Annotated in this window: 13 protein-coding genes; 11 read left to right on the top strand and 2 right to left on the bottom strand. The window is 67.5% G+C overall.

The genetic code is table 11. The annotated features are described in order from the left end of the window. Positions 1-25 precede the first annotated feature (25 nt). From HMPREF9006_RS06055 to HMPREF9006_RS06030, 6 genes are all read left to right on the top strand, one after another. Entirely contained in the window at positions 26-493 is a 468-nt protein-coding gene (locus HMPREF9006_RS06055) for a hypothetical protein (protein ID WP_009212690.1), read from the top strand. 75 nt (positions 494-568) lie between these two features. Continuing rightward, entirely contained in the window at positions 569-1,048 is a 480-nt protein-coding gene (locus tag HMPREF9006_RS10990; RefSeq protein WP_009212689.1) for a hypothetical protein, read from the top strand. 123 nt (positions 1,049-1,171) lie between these two features. Beyond that, positions 1,172-1,543: a hypothetical protein gene (locus HMPREF9006_RS06045; protein ID WP_034231267.1), complete on the top strand. Its 372-nt coding sequence runs from the start codon at positions 1,172-1,174 to the stop codon at positions 1,541-1,543. A gap of 81 nt (positions 1,544-1,624) precedes the next feature. Further along, positions 1,625-3,379, top strand: a complete 1,755-nt coding sequence (locus tag HMPREF9006_RS06040) for an ABC-ATPase domain-containing protein (RefSeq protein WP_009212687.1) — start codon at positions 1,625-1,627, stop codon at positions 3,377-3,379. 300 nt (positions 3,380-3,679) lie between these two features. Continuing rightward, positions 3,680-4,390 carry an ABC transporter ATP-binding protein gene (locus tag HMPREF9006_RS06035; RefSeq protein WP_034232185.1) on the top strand — a complete coding sequence of 237 codons (711 nt, stop codon included), beginning with the start codon at positions 3,680-3,682 and terminating at the stop codon, positions 4,388-4,390. A gap of 29 nt (positions 4,391-4,419) precedes the next feature. Then, positions 4,420-6,948, top strand: coding sequence for an ABC transporter permease (locus HMPREF9006_RS06030; protein WP_009212685.1), 2,529 nt, complete (start codon positions 4,420-4,422; stop codon positions 6,946-6,948). A 520-nt stretch (positions 6,949-7,468) separates the two neighbouring features. Here the strand turns inward: HMPREF9006_RS06030 and HMPREF9006_RS06025 are convergent. Continuing rightward, entirely contained in the window at positions 7,469-9,190 is a 1,722-nt protein-coding gene (locus HMPREF9006_RS06025) for an L-serine ammonia-lyase, iron-sulfur-dependent, subunit alpha (protein ID WP_009212684.1), read from the bottom strand. A 659-nt stretch (positions 9,191-9,849) separates the two neighbouring features. Between HMPREF9006_RS06025 and HMPREF9006_RS06020 the strand changes: the two genes are divergently transcribed. The 5 genes from HMPREF9006_RS06020 (at position 9,850) to HMPREF9006_RS06000 (ending at position 16,651) form a co-directional block, all read left to right on the top strand. Continuing rightward, positions 9,850-11,490: a SpaH/EbpB family LPXTG-anchored major pilin gene (locus HMPREF9006_RS06020; protein WP_009212683.1), complete on the top strand. Its 1,641-nt coding sequence runs from the start codon at positions 9,850-9,852 to the stop codon at positions 11,488-11,490. Between the two features lie 122 nt (positions 11,491-11,612). Then, positions 11,613-12,566 (top strand): class C sortase, encoded by a 954-nt coding sequence (locus tag HMPREF9006_RS06015; RefSeq protein WP_009212682.1) that lies wholly within the window; start codon positions 11,613-11,615, stop codon positions 12,564-12,566. 70 nt (positions 12,567-12,636) lie between these two features. After that, the gene (locus HMPREF9006_RS06010; RefSeq protein WP_009212681.1) at positions 12,637-15,267 is read left to right on the top strand and encodes a SpaA isopeptide-forming pilin-related protein; all 2,631 of its coding nucleotides are present in this window, start codon (positions 12,637-12,639) and stop codon (positions 15,265-15,267) included. Positions 15,268-15,368: 101 nt separating this feature from the next. Then, the gene (gene mtnN / locus HMPREF9006_RS06005) at positions 15,369-16,112 is read left to right on the top strand and encodes a 5'-methylthioadenosine/S-adenosylhomocysteine nucleosidase (protein ID WP_009212680.1); all 744 of its coding nucleotides are present in this window, start codon (positions 15,369-15,371) and stop codon (positions 16,110-16,112) included. Continuing rightward, positions 16,109-16,651 (top strand): low molecular weight protein-tyrosine-phosphatase, encoded by a 543-nt coding sequence (locus HMPREF9006_RS06000; protein WP_009212679.1) that lies wholly within the window; start codon positions 16,109-16,111, stop codon positions 16,649-16,651. Before mtnN ends, HMPREF9006_RS06000 begins: the two co-directional genes overlap by 4 nt. On the opposite strand, the gene HMPREF9006_RS05995 is transcribed toward HMPREF9006_RS06000, so the two are convergent. Further along, entirely contained in the window at positions 16,648-17,988 is a 1,341-nt protein-coding gene (locus HMPREF9006_RS05995) for a redoxin domain-containing protein (RefSeq protein ID WP_009212678.1), read from the bottom strand. The two genes, HMPREF9006_RS06000 and HMPREF9006_RS05995, sit on opposite strands and share 4 nt — an antisense overlap. Between the last annotated feature and the right edge of the window lie 67 nt (positions 17,989-18,055).

The raw sequence follows: 18,055 nt of genomic DNA, 5'->3' as shown, positions 1-18,055 counted from the left end.
TTGGCACACGGATGAGGAGCGACCGATGAGTGATTCCACGGAATACCAGGCATCGGAGGACGAGGCCTTCGGCCGCCGAGCGGGTGAGTTCGCGGGCGCGGGCCAGGGAGCGCAGGGGACGTATGCGCGCCAGGCCCCCTTCTCCCAGCCGATGTACGCCCAGCCGATGTACGCGCTCAACCCCGTGATCGAGAAGATTCGTTCGAACGCGTCGACGGCCCGCATGTTCTCCTACCTGAGTTTTCTCTTCGGCGGCATGTTCCTCTCCGGCGGCATGTGGTTCTGGGCCGACAAGCTGATGGAAGAGGTGCGGCTGTACGGCGCCCCGATGGACGTCGCGGCCGAGGTCGAGCGCGCTCGTTCGGCCGCCAAGGCGTGCACGATTGCTCACGGGGTGATTACCGGGGTGATCCTCGTGTCCACCTTCCTCGTTCTCATTGGCTCCGCGCTCATCATGGCGCTGTTTGCCACCTGGGTGCAGGCGTATTCCTGAGCGACCGGCGGCGAGGAGGCACGCGTCGGCTAGGATGATCCGAGACCTTGGTAGCGATGCAGTGAGGAGCAACCCGTGACCGATCCCTCGAACCCCTACGCCTCCCTGCCTCCCGGCGGCCAGGCCCCGACCTGGCAGGCACCTCAGTACGGTCACTCCCAGCCCGGATACGACCAGGCCCCGTACGGCTACGGACAGGGGGCCTACGGCCAGGCCCAATACGGATATGGGCAGGCCCCGTACGGCTACGGGCAGCCGGTGTATGGCCAGCCGGGATACGTGGCTCCGTACGACTCCAGGTACGACGGCATGCGAACGCAGGCGATCGTCGCCATCGTCCTGTCGGTCGTCAGCTGGTTCCTCTTCCACATCTTCATGTCGGTCCCGGCGATGATCTGGGCGATCATCCTCGCGGGAAAGGCGCGCGGCGAGGAGGTTCCCTCCGGCGTGCGGAGCCTGGTGAATGCGGCTCGCCTGGTGACCATCATCATGGTTGTTCTCCAGCTCCTCATCGTGATCGGGATCGTCGCACTCTTCATGCTCTATCCGTATTAGGAACTGGTCGAGTGACCGACGCGAGGCGGGTGCCCGTGCCCTCCTCACCCGCGTGCCCATTGTCGACGCAGCGGCGAAGGCTACACTGAGGGGAGTATCACCAGCGACATGATGGAGTTGCCCATGAACGATCCCGCGACGCCGGGCGCTTCGAGCCTCGCGGCCCGGCCAGCCGATGGCGAATCGCCGCGCGGCGGCCCCGCTGATCAGCCCGCCTTCGCGGCCGCTCGCTTCGAGGGCTTGCGAGTCTACTCGATCACGGTCATCGTCCTGTCCCTCCTCAGCTGGTTCACGCTGTTCCTCCTCGTGTCGGTGTCGTCGATGATCTGGGCGATCGTCCTGGCGGCAAGGGCGCGCTCTGCCGATGCGCCCTCGGATGTGCGAACCATGACCAGGGTCGCCCTCGGCGTCTCGGCGGTCATGGTTGTCCTCCAGCTTCTTGGCGTCGCCTACGTCGTGTGGTACCTCATTCAAGCGGCCCAGAACGTCGCGTGAGCCCCGCGCGGGCGCCGACGCCTCGGCCCGGACGCAGGCCACTGCCTCGCAGCCGGGAGGTCCACCTGTATTCTTGAGGGCATGACCCCCCGATACGAGGCCCCCTCCCGCTCAGTCGCCGGAACCGACGCGGACCTGCTGGATCAGCTGCGCCATGCCGACGGACGCCCCTACGGCTTCTACAAGAAAGTCGCCGGAGCCTGGGACTACGGCGACTTCACCCTCGCGATCGATCACGTCCAGGCCGACCCCTTTGCTCCGCCCACGGCGCTGCGAGCCTACGCGACCCCCCAGGCGATGGGACTTCCGGAGGAGGCCCTGGCCTCGCCGGATGCGCGCCTGGCGGCCGCCGACTTCCTGGCCCGTGCCTTCGACGAGGCCATCCGCGCTCGGGGAGCGCGCGACGTGTCGATCGCCCGCGCGGGTGCCCTCATCCTGCAGCGCTCCTACGCCAGCGTGCTTCCCGACCGCGTTGAGGTCCGCTTCCAGGCCAAGCTCCCGGCCCGCGGGCGCACGATCCTCGGCAAAAGCGCGGCACGACTCTTCGACGTGGACGTTCCCAACGTCGTCATGGACTGCTTCGACTTCGTGTCGCACGACCCGGATACGACGCGCAAGCGCTCGCGTTTGCTGGCCCACATTGCCTCCTACGAGGACCACCGGGCGCTGCAGGAACAGCTGGAAGCCAACGGGTGGGTGACCTTCGTCGCCGACGACTCCCTCCTGGCGCGCCGCTCGGGGGTTTCCGAGGCGCCCCTGACCGGCGACGGGGTCGTCGCCTTCCGCTCCCCCGACTCGCTTCGCGCATCCGTGAGCCTGCCGCATGCGGGCGACGTGTCGGGCATGGCGATCCCGCGGGGGCTGACGCTGATCGTGGGCGGAGGCTACCACGGAAAGTCGACCCTGCTGGAGGCGATCGCCCGCGGCGTCTACGCCCACGTGCCGGGCGATGGCCGCGAGCTGGTCGCAACCGACCCGAGCGCCACGAAGGTGCGTGCCGCCGACGGGCGAGCCGTGACGGGCGTCGACATCTCTGCCTTCATCAGCCACCTGCCCGGCAGCATCGACACCACCAACTTCTCGACGGAGAATGCCTCGGGTTCCACGTCGCAGGCCGCCTCGATCATCGAGTCCCTGCAGCTGGGCGCGCGCAGCCTTCTCATCGACGAGGACACCTCAGCGACGAATCTCCTCATTCGGGACACCCGCATGCGTGACCTGGTCGCCGTCGACAAGGAACCGATCACCCCGCTCGTGGACCGAGTGTCCTCCCTGACCGGGGCCGGGACCTCGCTCATCATGGTGGTCGGCGGCTCGGGTGCCTTCCTGGACGCCGCTGACCGCGTCCTCATGATGGACAACTACCGCTGCCTCGACGTCACCGAACGCGCCAAACAGATTGCCGCCGATCTTCCGCGTCCCCGCACCGATGCCCCCGCCTCCTGGGACAGCGCGCCCCGGGTCCCTCTCGCCAAGGCGCGAGTGGACCGTCCTCGCACGAAGGCAACCGGGACGCACGCCCTGACCGTGGATCGGCAGGTCGTCGATATCTCTGACGTCGAGGCGGTCCTCGACCCGGGCCAGGCCGAAGCCATCGCATGGTGCGTGCGCGGGGTCCTCGAGGAGATGGCGGGGAAGCAGGACCTGGTCGAGCTGATGGCGAAGCTGGGCAGGCGGCTGGCGTCGGAAGGGCTCGACGCCGTCTGCAAGTTCGGTGCCCGCCCCTATCCGGCGTTCCTCGCGCGCCCGCGCCTCATCGACGTGGGTGCGGCGATCAACCGCTACCGGGGACTGATCCTGCGTGGCGACGAGGAGTGGGAGCCGGGCGAGTCCTAACGCTTCCCCGGGGGGGGATTCAGGGGGTAATCAGGGTAGTTACCCCTAGCGCTGAGGCGCGTGGAGAAGCAGGATGGGGACATGAGCACAAACTTCGTTCCCGTCCCGCCCCAAGCCGCACCCCAGGGGGGCCCGGCCTACCCGGCGCCCCAGGGAGCCCCGGCCTATCCGGCTCCCCAGGGGGCCCCGGCCTACCCGGCGCCCCAGGGAGCCCCGGCCTATCCGGCTCCCCAGGGGGCCCCGGCCTACGCTGCCCCCCAGGGGGCCCCGGCCTACGCTGCCCCCCAGAACGGGCAGGCCATGCCTATCGTTCAGCTTCAGTCCGTCTCCAAGCTCTACGGGCAGGGAGACGCCCAGGTGCGCGCCCTCGTCGACGTGACCGTCGGCTTCGGCGCCGGTGAGTTCACCGCAATCATGGGTCCCTCCGGATCCGGCAAGTCGACGATGATGCACATTCTCGCCGGCCTCGACGCCCCCACCTCAGGGCGCGTCTACGTCGAGGGGACCGACATCACGGCCCTGAATGACACCGCGCTGACGAAGCTGCGACGCGACCGCATTGGTTTCGTGTTCCAGTCCTTCAACCTGGTTCCCACCCTGGACGCCCGCGCCAACATCCTTCTCCCGATGCGCCTGGCGGGTGCCACTCCCGACCCGGCCTGGTTCGACATGATCGTTGCCTCCCTGGGCATCGGAGACCGCCTGGGCCACCGCCCCTCCGAGATGTCGGGCGGCCAGCAGCAGCGCGTCGCCGTCGCCCGCGCCCTCATGAGCCGCCCGGCCGTCATCGTCGCGGACGAACCCACCGGCAACCTCGACTCCCGCTCGACGGGAGAGGTCATGGAGCTCCTGCGACGGGCGGTCGATGAACTGGGGCAAAGCGTCATCATGGTCACTCACGACACGAGGACGGCAGCCTACGCGGACCGCGTCCTCGTCTGCCGCGACGGTCAGGTCGTCTCCGACCTGCGTGACGTCACCGCCGACTCGCTGGCCGCGTCGCTTCGCTGAGCGCCCCACACGAACCAGAGGCTTCACCCATGTCTGCAACAAGCACACTCCTGAGCGCCAACCTGCGCACCCACGGCCGCCGCTACGTCTCCACGGGCCTGGCTGTGGCCATCTCCACCGCCTTCATCGCGATCACCCTGATCGTCATGACCACCCTGGCAGCCAGCCTCAGCGCGGGCGTCTACTCTCGGTATCGGGGAGGAACCATCGTCGTCGAGCGGGGCAAGGGCGGGACAGAAGAGTCGATGTCGCGCGCCACCGAAGCTCTGAAGGCGCTGCCCGGCGTATCCGGCATCAAGGAAATGGGGCAGTGGCCTGGCGAAGCCCAGAGCGATTACAGCCGCGGCAAGCTCTACGTCTCGATCCTCCCGTCCGATCCTTTCGAACAGCCCCGATTAACACAGGGAAAACTCCCCGAATCGGAGACCGAGATTGTCATCCCGGAATCAACCGCCTCGACCTTGAAGCTGTCGGTCGGCGATACGCTGGGCATGCGCCCCGGATACTCCTCGAAAGAGTACCGCTCCGTGAGCATCGTCGGGCTCACCCCCTCGCGTACCTCCGGTGCCGACCTGCCCGCCTCCTACCTAACCGATAAGGGTTTTGCCGCCGTTTATGGCACGTCCACCACGGGAGCGATACTCGTGGCCACCTCCTCTCCCGATGCGGACCAGAACGCAAACCCTCCCGTGGCCACCCAGGAGACCTGGGTGGCATCCGCAAACTCGGCGCTCGCAGGGATCCCCGACATAACGGTGAGCACCGTCAAGGACAAGATCAAGGAAGACCTGGATCAAGCGCAAATTGGAAGCGCAGCCACGATGGCAATCATGCTGGTCTTCCCGGCGATTGCAGCGCTCGTTGCCTCTATCGTCGTCTCCTCGACCTTCCGCGTCGTGCTCGCTCAACGCACCAGAGAGCTGGCGCTGCTGCGCACCCTCGGGGCAACGAGAGGGCAGGTGCGCTCGCTGGTCGTCCGAGAGGCGTTCGCGATCGGAGCGATCTCATCCGCGATTGGCGTCGCAGCCGGTGCGCTGATCGGTACGCTCGCGGCGTGGGGTACTGGCCTGGCCGATAGCTTCCCCGCCGCAATCGGGGCGCTGTCGCCCGTGCAGCTCATCGGCACGTGGCTGGGAGCAACCCTCTTTACGACCCTCGTCGGGGTCTTCCCCGCACGCGCCGCCTCGCGAGTTGCCCCCATCGCCGCGCTCGCCCCCGTCAACGAGGTGGGAGCCGCCGCCCGCAAGAAGCACACGGTGCGCTTCATCATCGGCCTGCTCATGACCGTGGGATCCTGCGCGCTCGTGGCCCTCGCCCTGAGCGCGAAGGACAACTCGGCAAAGTTCCTGGGCGCCTTCGGCGGATCGATCCTTGCCCTCATCGGCCTTATTCTTGTGGTCTCAGTGCTCCTGCCGTCGATCACCCGTGGATTTGGTCTCTTGTTCCCCGGGATGCTGTCGGCCATGGCTCGCGAGAACACGACCCGCAACCCCGGACGCACCTCCGCCACGGGCACCGCGATCATCATCGGCGTCACCCTGGTGGTCACCATCATGGTGGGTGCTGCCTCCATGCGCACCACCTTGGTTGACGCGGTCAACTCCGCAAGGCCCTTCGACCTCATTGCGGTGAGCAGGACCGGTGTCCTGACCGATGAGCAGAAGTCAGGCATCGTCTCGACGGAGGGGGTGGCGGCCACGGTCGACCAGTACGGTGCCCCTGGCGAGCTGACCAAGACATCGGGAGCGCCCGCCTACAAACCGCTTGGGAACAGCGACCTGGATGCTGAGGTTGCAGCATCGGTCTCGGTGTCCGGCGAGCCGGATTACACGTCGGTGGTTCATTCTCCCGTGACGCAGCTCGGCGACGATCAGGTTCGCGTCGGCGAGAAGTCCGTGGAAGGTCAGAAGCTGAAGCTGTGCGTCGACTCCTGCGTTGAGCTGACGGCCGTCTACTCAAACTCCCTTTCCTTTGGCCAGGCTGCCGTCTCCGAGGCGACTCTGCGCCGCATCTCCGAGCCCGAGCGTCAAGCCGTCATTATCAAGATGGTTGACGGGGCCGATCCAGAGACCGTCCAGTCGGCTTTGCTCAAGGACGCTTCCCTTGACGTGTCCGGAAGTGCCCTCGAACGCAAGATATACATGACGATGATCGACCGGCTGATGCTCGTCCTGGTTGGTCTCCTGGGTGTGTCCGTCCTGGTGTCTCTTGTGGGCGTGGCCAACACGCTATCGCTGTCGGTGGCCGAACGCACCCGCGAGAACGGGCTCCTGCGGGCACTCGGCCTGACGAAGCGCCAGATGAAGGGGCTCATGGCCGTCGAGGCGCTCATCCTGTCGCTCACGGGCGCGCTCATCGGCCTTGTCCTGGGTGCCTGCTTCGGGTGGATCGGTGTCCTGGCCCTTCCTCTTGAGGACGCGACCCCGGTGCTGAGCATTCCGTGGGGCCAGCTGGCCATCGTCTTCGTGATCGCGGTCGTCTGCGCCCTCGTGGCCTCCTGGTTGCCGGGACGCCGCGCCGCTCGCGTCAGCCCCTCCGAGGCATTGGCTACGGAGTAGCGGTTAGAGGTCGCCGCGTCGGGCCGCAATCGAGGGGAAACCCAGCTATCGGTTGAACCGGCGGCCATGAAACCGAGACCACCCCTGCCTGTGGCCCTGTGGGACCCGGGGAAACCGAGACCACCCCTGCTTGTGGCCCTGTGGGACCCGGGGAAACCAAGACCACCCCTGCTTGTGGCCCTGTGGGACCCGGGGAAACCGAGACCACCCCTGCCTCCAAACAATCGGCCGTATTGGGCACTTGTGGCGAGGCGGGGGTGGTCTGGGTTGCATGAGGGGGAGCGAAGGGCGGTCTGGGTTTCAGGCGGGGCGGAGGTGGGAGTCCCCTCTGAGTCCGAGGCCGCGTGGCGAGTGTGCATCCACGCATAGGGGGCCGCGTGGTGGTGTCCGCGGTCGGTGGCCCGCCGGAACCGCGGCCCGCGCCGCGAGCGTCGCTCGGCGCGTCGGCTCAAAGCCCGACCAGGGCATGTCGCCGTCCGTCGGAACCGCGGCCCGCGCCGCGAGCGTCGCTCGTTCGGGCTCAGCACTCGACGACGTTGACCGCCAGCCCTCCCTCGGAGGTTTCCTTGTACTTGGAAAGCATGTCGTTGCCCGTCTGGCGCATCGTTTCGATGACGACGTCCAGGCTCACGGTGTGACGACCGTCCCCCCACAGGGCCATGCGCGCGGCGTTGATCGCCTTGACCGCTGCGATGGCGTTGCGCTCGATGCACGGTACCTGGACGAGTCCGGCCACGGGATCGCAGGTGAGCCCCAGGGAGTGCTCCATCGCGATTTCCGCGGCGTTCTCGACCTGCTGAGGGCTCCCGCCCAGTGCCTGAGCCAGGCCCGCCGCCGCCATCGCCGACGCGGAGCCGACCTCGCCCTGGCAGCCGACCTCGGCCCCCGCGATGGAGGCGTTCGTCTTGATGAGCGCGCCGATCGCGGTGGCCGCGAGCAGGAAGTCATGCACGAGGCTGCGGCGGCGCTCCCGAGATGAAGCCCCGCCCGCGAGCTCGGAGGCCTCGCGTGAGAAACACGCGTGGCTCTCGGTCAGCCGAATGTGGCGGAGCGGGGCGACCGATCCGTCGCGCGTATCCGGACCCGCCGCGACGCCCGGGGTCGATCCGGTCTCGGGGCAGTGGGTGACGAGATAGCCCAGCACGGCCGGAATCACGCCCGCCGCGCCGTTTGTTGGCGCGGTCACGACCCTGTGCCCCGCGGCGTTCTCCTCGTTCACGGCGAGGGCGAATAGGTTGACCCAGTCCATCGCGCGCATCGGATCGACGGCGGTCGATACCCACGCGTGCGCGCCGCCCGGCGCGCCTTCCTCGCCGCCGGAGCGGGAGGAGGCCGAGGGGCCAACAAGGCGCTGCGCGAGCTTGCCGGCGAGTGCTCGCGCGCGGCGGGGAACGTCGAGCCCTCCCGGCAGGATCCCCGTCGCCGACGTTCCCGCGTCCACGCAGTCGAACATCGTGTCGGCGATGCGGTCGAGGTAGGCATCCAGGGTCTCGCGGGGGCGCACCGCCTCCTCGTTGGCGCGCACCAGCTCCGCGATGCTCATGCCCGCCGCATCGCACTGGGCCAGCAGCTGGCTACCCGAGGCGAAGGGATACGGGGCGGGGACGTCAATGCCGACGCCTGCCTGGCCGGAGGCCAGCGACGAGACCTCGGGATGGTCGGTGTCATCGTTCGTTTGGGACATTACGAAGCCTCCTCCCACCGAGTAGTAGGTGCGGCGCAGGATGACGCCCGCGTCCGCCCCGGTGGCGGTGATGGTCAGGGCGTTGACGTGATAGGGCAGCACCGTGCGCGCCACGAAGCGGACGTCGCGTGCGACGTCGAGAGGGACCTGGGTTCCGCTGGGCAGCGTGAGCGTCCCGGTGCTGGCCAGGGTCGGCAGGATGGCCTCGACGGTGGCGATATCGACGGTTTCAGGATCGTAGCCCGCCAGGCCGAGGAGCACGGCGCGGTCCGTGGAGTGACCGCGTCCCGTGGCTCCGAGGGAGCCGAAAAGGTCGATCGTGATGTGGGAGGGAGGCGGCAGCGTCGTCAGCTCCGTCGTGAAGGCGAGTCCCGCGCGCATCGGGCCGACCGTGTGGGAGGAGGAGGGGCCGATCCCAATGCGGAACATGTCGAAGACCGACAGGGGGTGAGGCGCGTCGTGGGCGGCGATCTGACCGGACACGATCGCGGCCGGGGTCGGGCGCGAGGGGGCGTAGGTGGTGACGGGCGTGCCGAGGGCGACGGGGCGTAGGTCCATGGCCTCTATTGTGCAGCAGCCTCGGCCGCGACCTCGACCGAGGGGGCTCTCGGGCCGCGCACGCCAAGGGGGGGTATATCCGAGGAATCGCAACGGGATGTCAAGTGCGCTTGTCTGTCAGTTACTCCTGTTCTATCCTTATTAACTGTCAGCTATCTAGGTGGCTTTTTCCGATCTCATGGGATCTGCTGGTTTGACTGATAATCAACAATAATACCGTGATAATTCGCAAGAGCGCGGAGGGTTGTGGCGGGCGTAAGAGTGGAACTTGTGAAACGAGTAGTACGAAGTTGCGTTTTCTGGTAACTGTGTTGTATGGTTTGGTATGTCAAAGGTATCGAGTGATTGCCCGGGCTTCCCAGCGGGCTCCGCAATCGCAACATACGAGCCAATCGAGGGGACTTTCTCGATGGCGTTCGGGTGGCGCCGAGGTCGCGAGTCGCTTGAATGATCGCGTCTCGTCGGCGAACGCCCGATCGTTGTGGATGAACCCTCGTCGCGGCCGTGCCGACCCGCGGCGATGGCGTGACCGGCGAGCTGTCAAGAGCCGGCGATGCCGACGTGCTCGCGGGACGACGCTTCCGCTCGCGCTCGGGGGCGTCAGCCTCCCGTTGAAGACTTACGTCTCACACATCACACACAGGAGAATAAGGAAACCAATGAGCACCACGAAGACCCGCCGCAGCCTGAGCCTGCTCGCGGCCTTTGCCGTCGCCGTCGGCGCGCTGGCCCTGCCCGCCGCCGCGTCGCAGGCGACCCCCACCTTCGGCCTGGCCGCCACGACCGAGCGTGCGCCCTCCCTGGTCGACCTCGACGCCGCCAAGACCGGCTCGATCACCATCCACAAGCTGGTCAAGCAGGACGACAACGGCACCAAGGAAGGTAACGGCCTCGTCGATCCGAGCGCTACCGGTGCGCCGCTGGCCGGCGCGACCTTCACCGTCGAGAAGCTCACCTCCGTCGACCTGACCAAGCAGGAGGGCTGGGAGAAGCTCGCCAACTACCGTAAGGGCAAGGGCGACGAGAAGATCTCGGCGAACGCCGCCGCCATCGAGGCAGCCCGCGCCGACGGCGTCGGAGCCGCCGTCTCCCAGACCACGGGTGCTGACGGCCTCGCCACCTTCAACGGCCTCGCGCTCGGCGCCTACATCGTCACCGAGACCCAGACCCCCGCCGGATACACCGGCTCGCGCCCCTTCATCATCACGGTGCCGATGACGCACCCCACCGAGCTGAACAAGTGGGTCTACGACGTTCACGCCTACCCGAAGAACGCCAAGGTCAACGTCGAGAAGGAGGTTGACGACGCCCAGACGCCCGCCGTCGGCTCCCCGATCTCCTACACGATCACCGCCGACGTGCCCGACGCCCCGGTCGTGGACTACTACAACGTCGTCGACCAGTACGACAAGCGCGTGGACCTGCCCGAGAATCAGATCACGCTGCGCATGGTCGAAGCCAAGGACGGCGAGGTCGACCTGGTCAAGGGCGACGACTACACCCTGATCCCCGCCGTGGGCAAGGACGGCAAGACCAAGTTCTGGACCGCCGAGTTCACCGAGGCCGGCCGCAAGAAGATGATCGCCCAGCGCAAGAGCAACGACACCAAGATCGTCATGTCGCTGGAGGGCACCCTCAAGGAGAAGATCGGCGACGAGGGCCTGGTCGAGAACAAGGCCATCCTCTTGCCCGGCGCTCCCGCCAACAACTGGAAGCCCGGCAGCGGCGAGGTTCCCCCGCCGGACTACCCGAACGCCAAGGTCGTCTCCAAGTTCGGCAAGGTGACGATCACCAAGACCTCCTCCGTTGACGACACCAAGAAGCTCCAGGGCGCCGAGTTCCAGGTCTACAAGTGCAAGCCTGCCACCAAGCCCGCCAACAACTTCGAGTCGGTGGATGCCTCCCTCGACACCAAGCTGACCGTGGACGGCAAGGACACCTTCGTGACCGACGACCAGGGCAAGGTCACGATCGACGGCCTGCGCAACAACGACTGGGAGGACAACGAGGAAGTGGCCGACCCCGGCTACTACTGCCTGGTCGAGACCAAGGCTCCCGACGGCTTCGAGCTGCAGTCCCGCCCGATCGCCTTCCAGATCCTGGCGTCCAACTCCACCGAGGCTAACAAGTACACCCTCGAGACCACCGTCAAGGACGTGCCGAAGAACGGCGGATTCAACCTGCCGCTGACCGGTGCCGCCGGTGTCGGCGTGCTCATCGGCACGGGTGCCCTCCTCGTGGCGGGCTCCGGCGCGATCGTGCTGGCCAACAAGCGCCGCAAGGAGCAGGCCGAGGCCTGATCCGCGATAGCACACGGGGGTGCGGTCCGCAGGCCGCACCCCCGTGCATGCGACGACCATCCGCCTCCTTCGAGGCGAGGACCCAATGACACTGCTGGGGTGCCAGCACGAATGGAGAACGCGTGAGCAACCAAGCGTCCGATCAGTCGAAGACCCCGCTCAAGGTGCGTCTTCTCGCCATCGCGCCCCCCGTTCTCCTGCTTGCCGGCATCCTCGTCCTGCTCTACCCCGTCCTGGCCACCCAGTACAACAACCACCGCCAGGCCCAGATCGCCGAGCAGTTCAGCGCGGTCGCCGAGGAGCTTGGCCCCGACGCTGTCGCCGACAACCTTCGGCGCGCCGACGAATACAACCGTGAGGCGGCGGAGGCGCCCATCCTGGACCCCTGGCTGGATGCGCAGCGCCCCGACACCGCCCAGTACCAGGAGTATCTCTCCCAGCTCGACCTGAACGACGTCATGGCGACCGTCAAGATCCCGTCCATCAACGTCAATCTTCCGATCTATCACGGCACCGACACGGCGACCCTCGACAAGGGGGTCGGCCATCTCTTCGGTACGGCGCTGCCCGTGGGCGGGGAGTCGACCCACACCGTCCTCACCGGTCACACGGGCCTGGGGACGGCCACCATCTTCGACGAGCTCACGAGCGTGCAGATGGGCGAGTACTTCTACATCGAGACCGCCGGACGCCACCTGAAGTACCAGGTCACGGACATTCGCGTGGTGCTGCCCAACGAGACCGAATCCCTGAACAAGGTGGAGGGTAAGGACCTGGCCACCCTCATCACGTGCACGCCCTACGGGGTGAACACGCACCGCCTCCTCGTGACGGGCGAAAGGGTCCCCATGGACGACGCGAGCGCACAGGCGGAGGCCGCGCAGGTTCACCCCCGCGTCCTGCAGCCCTGGATGATCGCCGTCCTCGCCTCCGTCGTGGTGATCCTGTGCGTCGCCGGATGGATCTGGCTGCGCTCCCGCAAGCGGTCCCAGGAAACGCTGGAAGCGACGCAGACGCCGGAAGCGCTGGAGGTTGCCGATGGCGCGGAAGCGCCCGAAGTGTCAATTGGCGAGTAAGCTCACTAGCGCGCTTGTTGTCCGAACAAATATAATTACCTTAGAACCGTAGAAGACACTTGGAGAACTGATGCAGTATCGCCCCAACGCCCGCATTGTGCGACATGCGAGGGCCGCGATCACGCCTCGTCGATACGGCGTGCGGGTCCTGATTATCGCCGCGCTTGCCGCACTCGCCGCGCTACCCGGCCTGCTGGCCCCCCCGGCCCAGGCCGGCCCGACTCTCGAAAGCGCCGGATCAGACGAGGTCGTCTTCGATCGCACCGAGGGACGCATCGGTCCCGCCATTCTCAACGACTCTCCGACCGACCGCACGACCGCCGTCGCCGACCACGCATTCTTCGGCGTCGTGCGCGGCATGAGCGTCTACGACTCCAGGGACCGCAACCAGTACTCGCAGGCTCACCAGCCGGGCGTGGCCCAGCGCTGGCTGAAGGCCGACGTCGCCAAGCGTGGCGACTACTGGTCCTACATCACCCGAGGCGTCGCGTGGGACTACCACATCAATCCCTACGGCTACCAGGGGGAGTACAGGGACAACGTCATCTCTGCCTCGACCACGAGCGCCCTGGGCTACAAGCCCAACAACCCCGGCAAGTCCGCGCTCAACAGCACCTTCCTGATCGGCACCGTCCGACACAACAACTTCCCGATCTGGTCGGCGATTCACTACGTGCACGCCTCCTTCGACATTCGCATCGGAGACCTCGAAGAATCCTTCCCCTTCGACCAGCACGAGACCACCAACGATAACGACACGACCGCCGTGGCGCATCAGGGCGGAGCCTACAGGTACTACTCGCAGGCGTACTCCGCCCGCTCGTGCCCCGCGGAGGCACCCTACTACGCCCTCATCCGCGGATACGGGGAGAACACCTGGTTCTGCTTCCAGCACGTGGGCCCGGGCTACGGCAACTACGACATCTACACCGACCAGCCGAACTACTACCCCAACTACGTGGATGTTCCGGGGCACACGCCCGAATCTGACGACGTGCTCACCGTGAATAAGACCACCTCGGACCGCACCCTCGTCGTTGACGGCATCCCCTACCGCCTCTTCCTGTGGGGCTTCGTGCCCAGCGCCGACGGCAATTGCCCCGCCCAGCCCCCGGCGGACTCGGCTCCCGTCAACACCTTCACCACGAAGGAGAATCAGACCTCGTTTGGCTGCCTCTACGGAGAGTTCCGTCAGGAGCGATTCCTGCGCATCGCGAAGAACGTCACCGAGGACTCCGGAGCCCCCGGCGAGGAGATCCCCTCCTTCAACTTCACGACCCTGCCCGCTGGCGACTGGAAGGCTCCCGAGGGAGCGCCCCTGCCCAACGAGGCCCAGGCTGACACCTACATTAGCCCCGGATCATTCTCCGACTTCTCCCTCAAGCCCACCGCCTACGGTAACGGCGGCACGGTTCTGAGCGGATACCAGTCATTCATCCCCGGAAAGTCCCAGTTCATCGTCGCTGAGACCGGCCCCACGATCCCCGGCAAGAACCCGATCGCACCCGGCCAGCCCGGCTACTACGGCCCCTGGCCAGTCAGCGATGATCCCAACGCCGCGCAGTGGAAGCTCTCGGAGGTCACCTGCGTCAACGGAGTTGGCGACCGAGTGAACGTCACGCGCGACCCGGCCACCGGCGGCATCGACTTCTCCGCCGTGCCCCCCGCCTCCTCGGCCAAGGCTCTGCCGGTGACCTGCACCTTCACCAACCAGAAGCAGGCCCCCAAGATCCGCATCGAGAAGAGCATCGAAAGCGTCAAGGATGCTTTCGCTCCCAACATCACCGTCACCTATCGCATCACCGCCACCAACGACGGGACCCTGAAAGGAACCACCGGACGACTGGCCGACTCCCCCTCCTTCGCTCCGGGACTGAAGGAACGCTCCGTCAGGATCGCCACGACCCTGGAAGGCCTCGACAGCGCCACCCCAACGCGCTACGGCCCCTACACCCTCACCGAGGGCACGGACCTCGAACCGGGTGCCCAGGCCACCTGGTACATCCGTATGAATGTGGCGCGCAACAAAAGGACCCCGGGTTACAGTGAGCCCGCACTGGAGTGCGCCTCCGCCAATGGGCACCTGACGCCCAGACGCGGCCTCTATAACTCGGTGAGTGGCCCCTACGATTACGACGGAAGCGCCAACAACGAGGCGTGCGCTCCCGTGCGTCCTCGCTACATCCGCATCGAGAAGGCCGGGACCCAACCCGTTGGCACGCCCAACGACGATGGAACCTACCCGCTTAAGGGCGCCGCCTTCGCGATCTACGACAACGCTGAACTCAAGGGAACGCCCGTCAGCGTCGTCGACGGTGGCCCCACCTTCCTGAGCGCCCCCCTGGCCCCTGACACCGACTACTGGCTCGTCGAGACACGCGCGCCAGCCGGACACGCGCTTCTCCCCAGGCCCGTCCCGTTCCGCATCAGCGTCGGAAACGACGCGGACGCGACCACCGTCCTCACGGCGCAGTTCGGTCCCGATGAGGGCTTTTCCTCCGTGCGCGTCCTGCCGGCGCAGCCCGGCGCGAGCGGTGAGGCGGGGGCCCCCGGCATCCGTATCGTCGATACCCAGGTGGGCACGCTGCCCGTCGCAGGCGGATACGGCGTCTACCCCCACGTCGCGGCAGGCATCGGCCTGATCGCCCTTGCGGGCGGGTGCGCGTGGGCGCGCAAGCGCCAGCGCGTCGGCAAGGCCTGAGACGCCGATAGAAACGCGAGGCCCCCGGATCAATCCTCCGGGGGCCTCGCTGCGTGCGGGGCGACCGCGCCCGGGGCAGCGCGGTCGCCTAACATGGGGGCATGAATCTGCGCATGCCCGAACGCGTCCGCGTCGACGCCGTCATCCAGGCCGCCATGGACATGGAGGCCGCACCCTTCCTGCACGAGCTTGCCCCCCTCGGCGAGGAGGAGACACCCGAGGCGGTGCTGGGCGGCTCGCGCATGACCCAGCGATTTGCCCTCGGAGAACTGGAAGGAAAGGCCGTCCTGGTCGTCACCTCGGGCATCGGGCTGGCGAACGCGGCCTGCGCGACCGCCCGCGCCCTCGCCCTCGTCGAAGCTCCCGTGGTCATCGCAGCGGGGACGACCGGCGGCCTCGCGCGCGACATCAACGTCGGGGACATCGCCGCCGGAACGACCGCCATCTACGGGCAGGCCGACGCAACCGCCTTCGGATACGCGCCGGGGCAGATCCCTCAGATGCCCGTCGACTACGCCTCGTCCGAGGCCGCGGCCGCGCGACTGGACGACCTCACCGAGGTGATCCCCCACCGGGTGAGAGTCGGCCGGATCCTCTCCTCCGACTCCTTCTGCACGCAGGAGCACGCCGAACCCATGCGCCGTCGCTTTCCCGACGCCATCGGCACCGACATGGAGACCTGCGCGATGGCCCAAGTGTGCTGGTCGGCAGGCGTCGACTGGATCTCCCTGCGAGCCGTCTCCGACCTGTGCGAACCCGGCGCCGACCAGGCGTTCCACATGGACGGTGCGCGCGCCGCCTCCCACAGCGCCGACGCGGTTGCCGCCTACCTGAGGATGCTATGAACACCGACGCCCGCCCCACCCGGATCCTCATGGTGTGCACCGGCAACATCTGCCGCTCCACCATGGCCCACGCCATCGCCGAACAGAGCGCAGCGAGAGCCGGGATCCCCATCCTCGTCGACAGTGCGGGAGTCTCCGACGAGGAACGCGGCAACCCCATCGATCCTCGCGCCGCACGCGTCCTGCGCGACGCCGGATACGACGTGCCCGACCACCGCGCGCGCCAGGTCAGCGCCTCCGAGCTCGGCCAGTGGGACCTCGTCCTGGCGATGACGGGCCGACACCTTCGCGCGCTGCAGCGCCTGGCCGACCGCGCCGGAACTCCGTACCGCGGGAGCCTTACCCCCGCCGACAAAGGCCAGGAGCCGACTCGGGGACCACTCATCTGCATGTACCGCGATTGTGACCCAGAGGGCAGCGGCGACGTGCCCGACCCGTGGTACGGAGGCCACCAGGACTTTCTCGACACCCTTAAGGTCATCGAGCGCGTCACGCCCCGTCTGCTCTCCATCGTGTCCCAGGGCGGGCTCCGCTCCTAGTCCGGAAGAGTCGCCCCGGCCTCGGTCAGCAGCGCCCGCACCTGCTCCTCAAGGCCCGAGGTGCCCCTGCCCACCGAGCGCAGCTGCCCGTCAGGCCCGGCCAGGTAGTGCGTCGGCCACGCGGTTGCACCGTATGCCTGGAAGGCCTCCAGGTCCGGGTCCAGCGCCACCGGGTAGGTGATGCCCAGGCGGGACGCGGCGCCGCTCACCACGGACGCGTCACGCTCGTGGGCCTGCTGCGGAGAGTGCACGCCGATCACGACGAGGCCAGCATCCTTGTACTTCTCGTAGATGCGCTCGATCTCGGGAATCTCACGCGCGCAGTTCACGCACGAACTCGACCAAAAGTCGACGAGGGTCACGGTGCCGTGAGGCTCTCCCAGGGCGTTGAGCCATTCCGAGGCGCCGATGGCCGGCAGATGCCCGCAATCCTTGCCGGATCCGCGAGCACACTGGGCGAAGTCCGTGCGCGCCTCCACCTGCGTCTCGGGCTCGCAGGAGCCGTCCTCGCACGCTTGCCCGTCCTCGCCCTGCAGGGCCGCCGTGTAGTCCGGAATCATCCGCTGCAAGGCGGCGGGGGCGTCGGTTGCGATCCCCAGGGCGAGCGCGATCATGGCGATGCCGGCGGCGATGCGCAGGGGGCGCTGGCGAGCCGACAGGAAGCGGGCGGCGACGCCGGAGCCGGCGAGCGCGACAATCAGCAGGGGAGCGGACACGCCGATCGCGAAGGAGATGGCCAGGCCGACGATGCGCCATGTGATCTGGCCGGTGTTCGAGGCCACGATGATCGAGGTGAGGACGGGGCCCGCGCAGGGCACGAACGCCGCCCCGAGCACCATGCCGAGGCCAAATCCGGCCGTGTCGGAGGCCACCCGTGGTGCCACGCGCGCGAAGGGCCGCTCCAACACCTCCATCACCTGGGGAATGATCATGCCGATGCCGACCGCCGCGAGGAGGACGATGCCGGTCCAACGGATCAGGGTCTGGGGAAGGTGAAGCAGGGAGAGCAGCGCCGAGCCGGCCACCGTGATGAGCATGAAGGACGTGACGAGGCCCGCGACGATCAGCAGGGGACGGCGGGGCGCGCGCTCGGCGGTCGAGGAGCCGATTCGCCTCACGCTCGTTCCACCCGGGCCACCCAGGCTCACGCCCGGAGCGACTCGGAAGAGCGCGGGATCCACGCCCCCGGCGCCGGAGGATCGGCTACCGGCCTTGGCCTCGGAACGCGTTGAATCCCCGCCGCCCGCGGCCCCGAGGAAGAGCGCGGGCAGGACGGGCAGGATGCACGGGGAGATGCCCGTGATGAGGCCACCGAGAAGGCCGATCAAGAGGAACATAGGTGTACCTTACCCAACGGGGCGCGCGAGCGCGCGGTGCGAGCGCAGATGGGGAGGGCGGCGCGGG

It is taken from the genome of Actinomyces sp. oral taxon 180 str. F0310 (genome assembly GCF_000185285.1).
GTDB lineage: Bacteria > Actinomycetota > Actinomycetes > Actinomycetales > Actinomycetaceae > Pauljensenia.
Note: the sequence above shows the minus strand (reverse complement) of the source record. Positions and strands in the feature narration are given on the sequence as shown.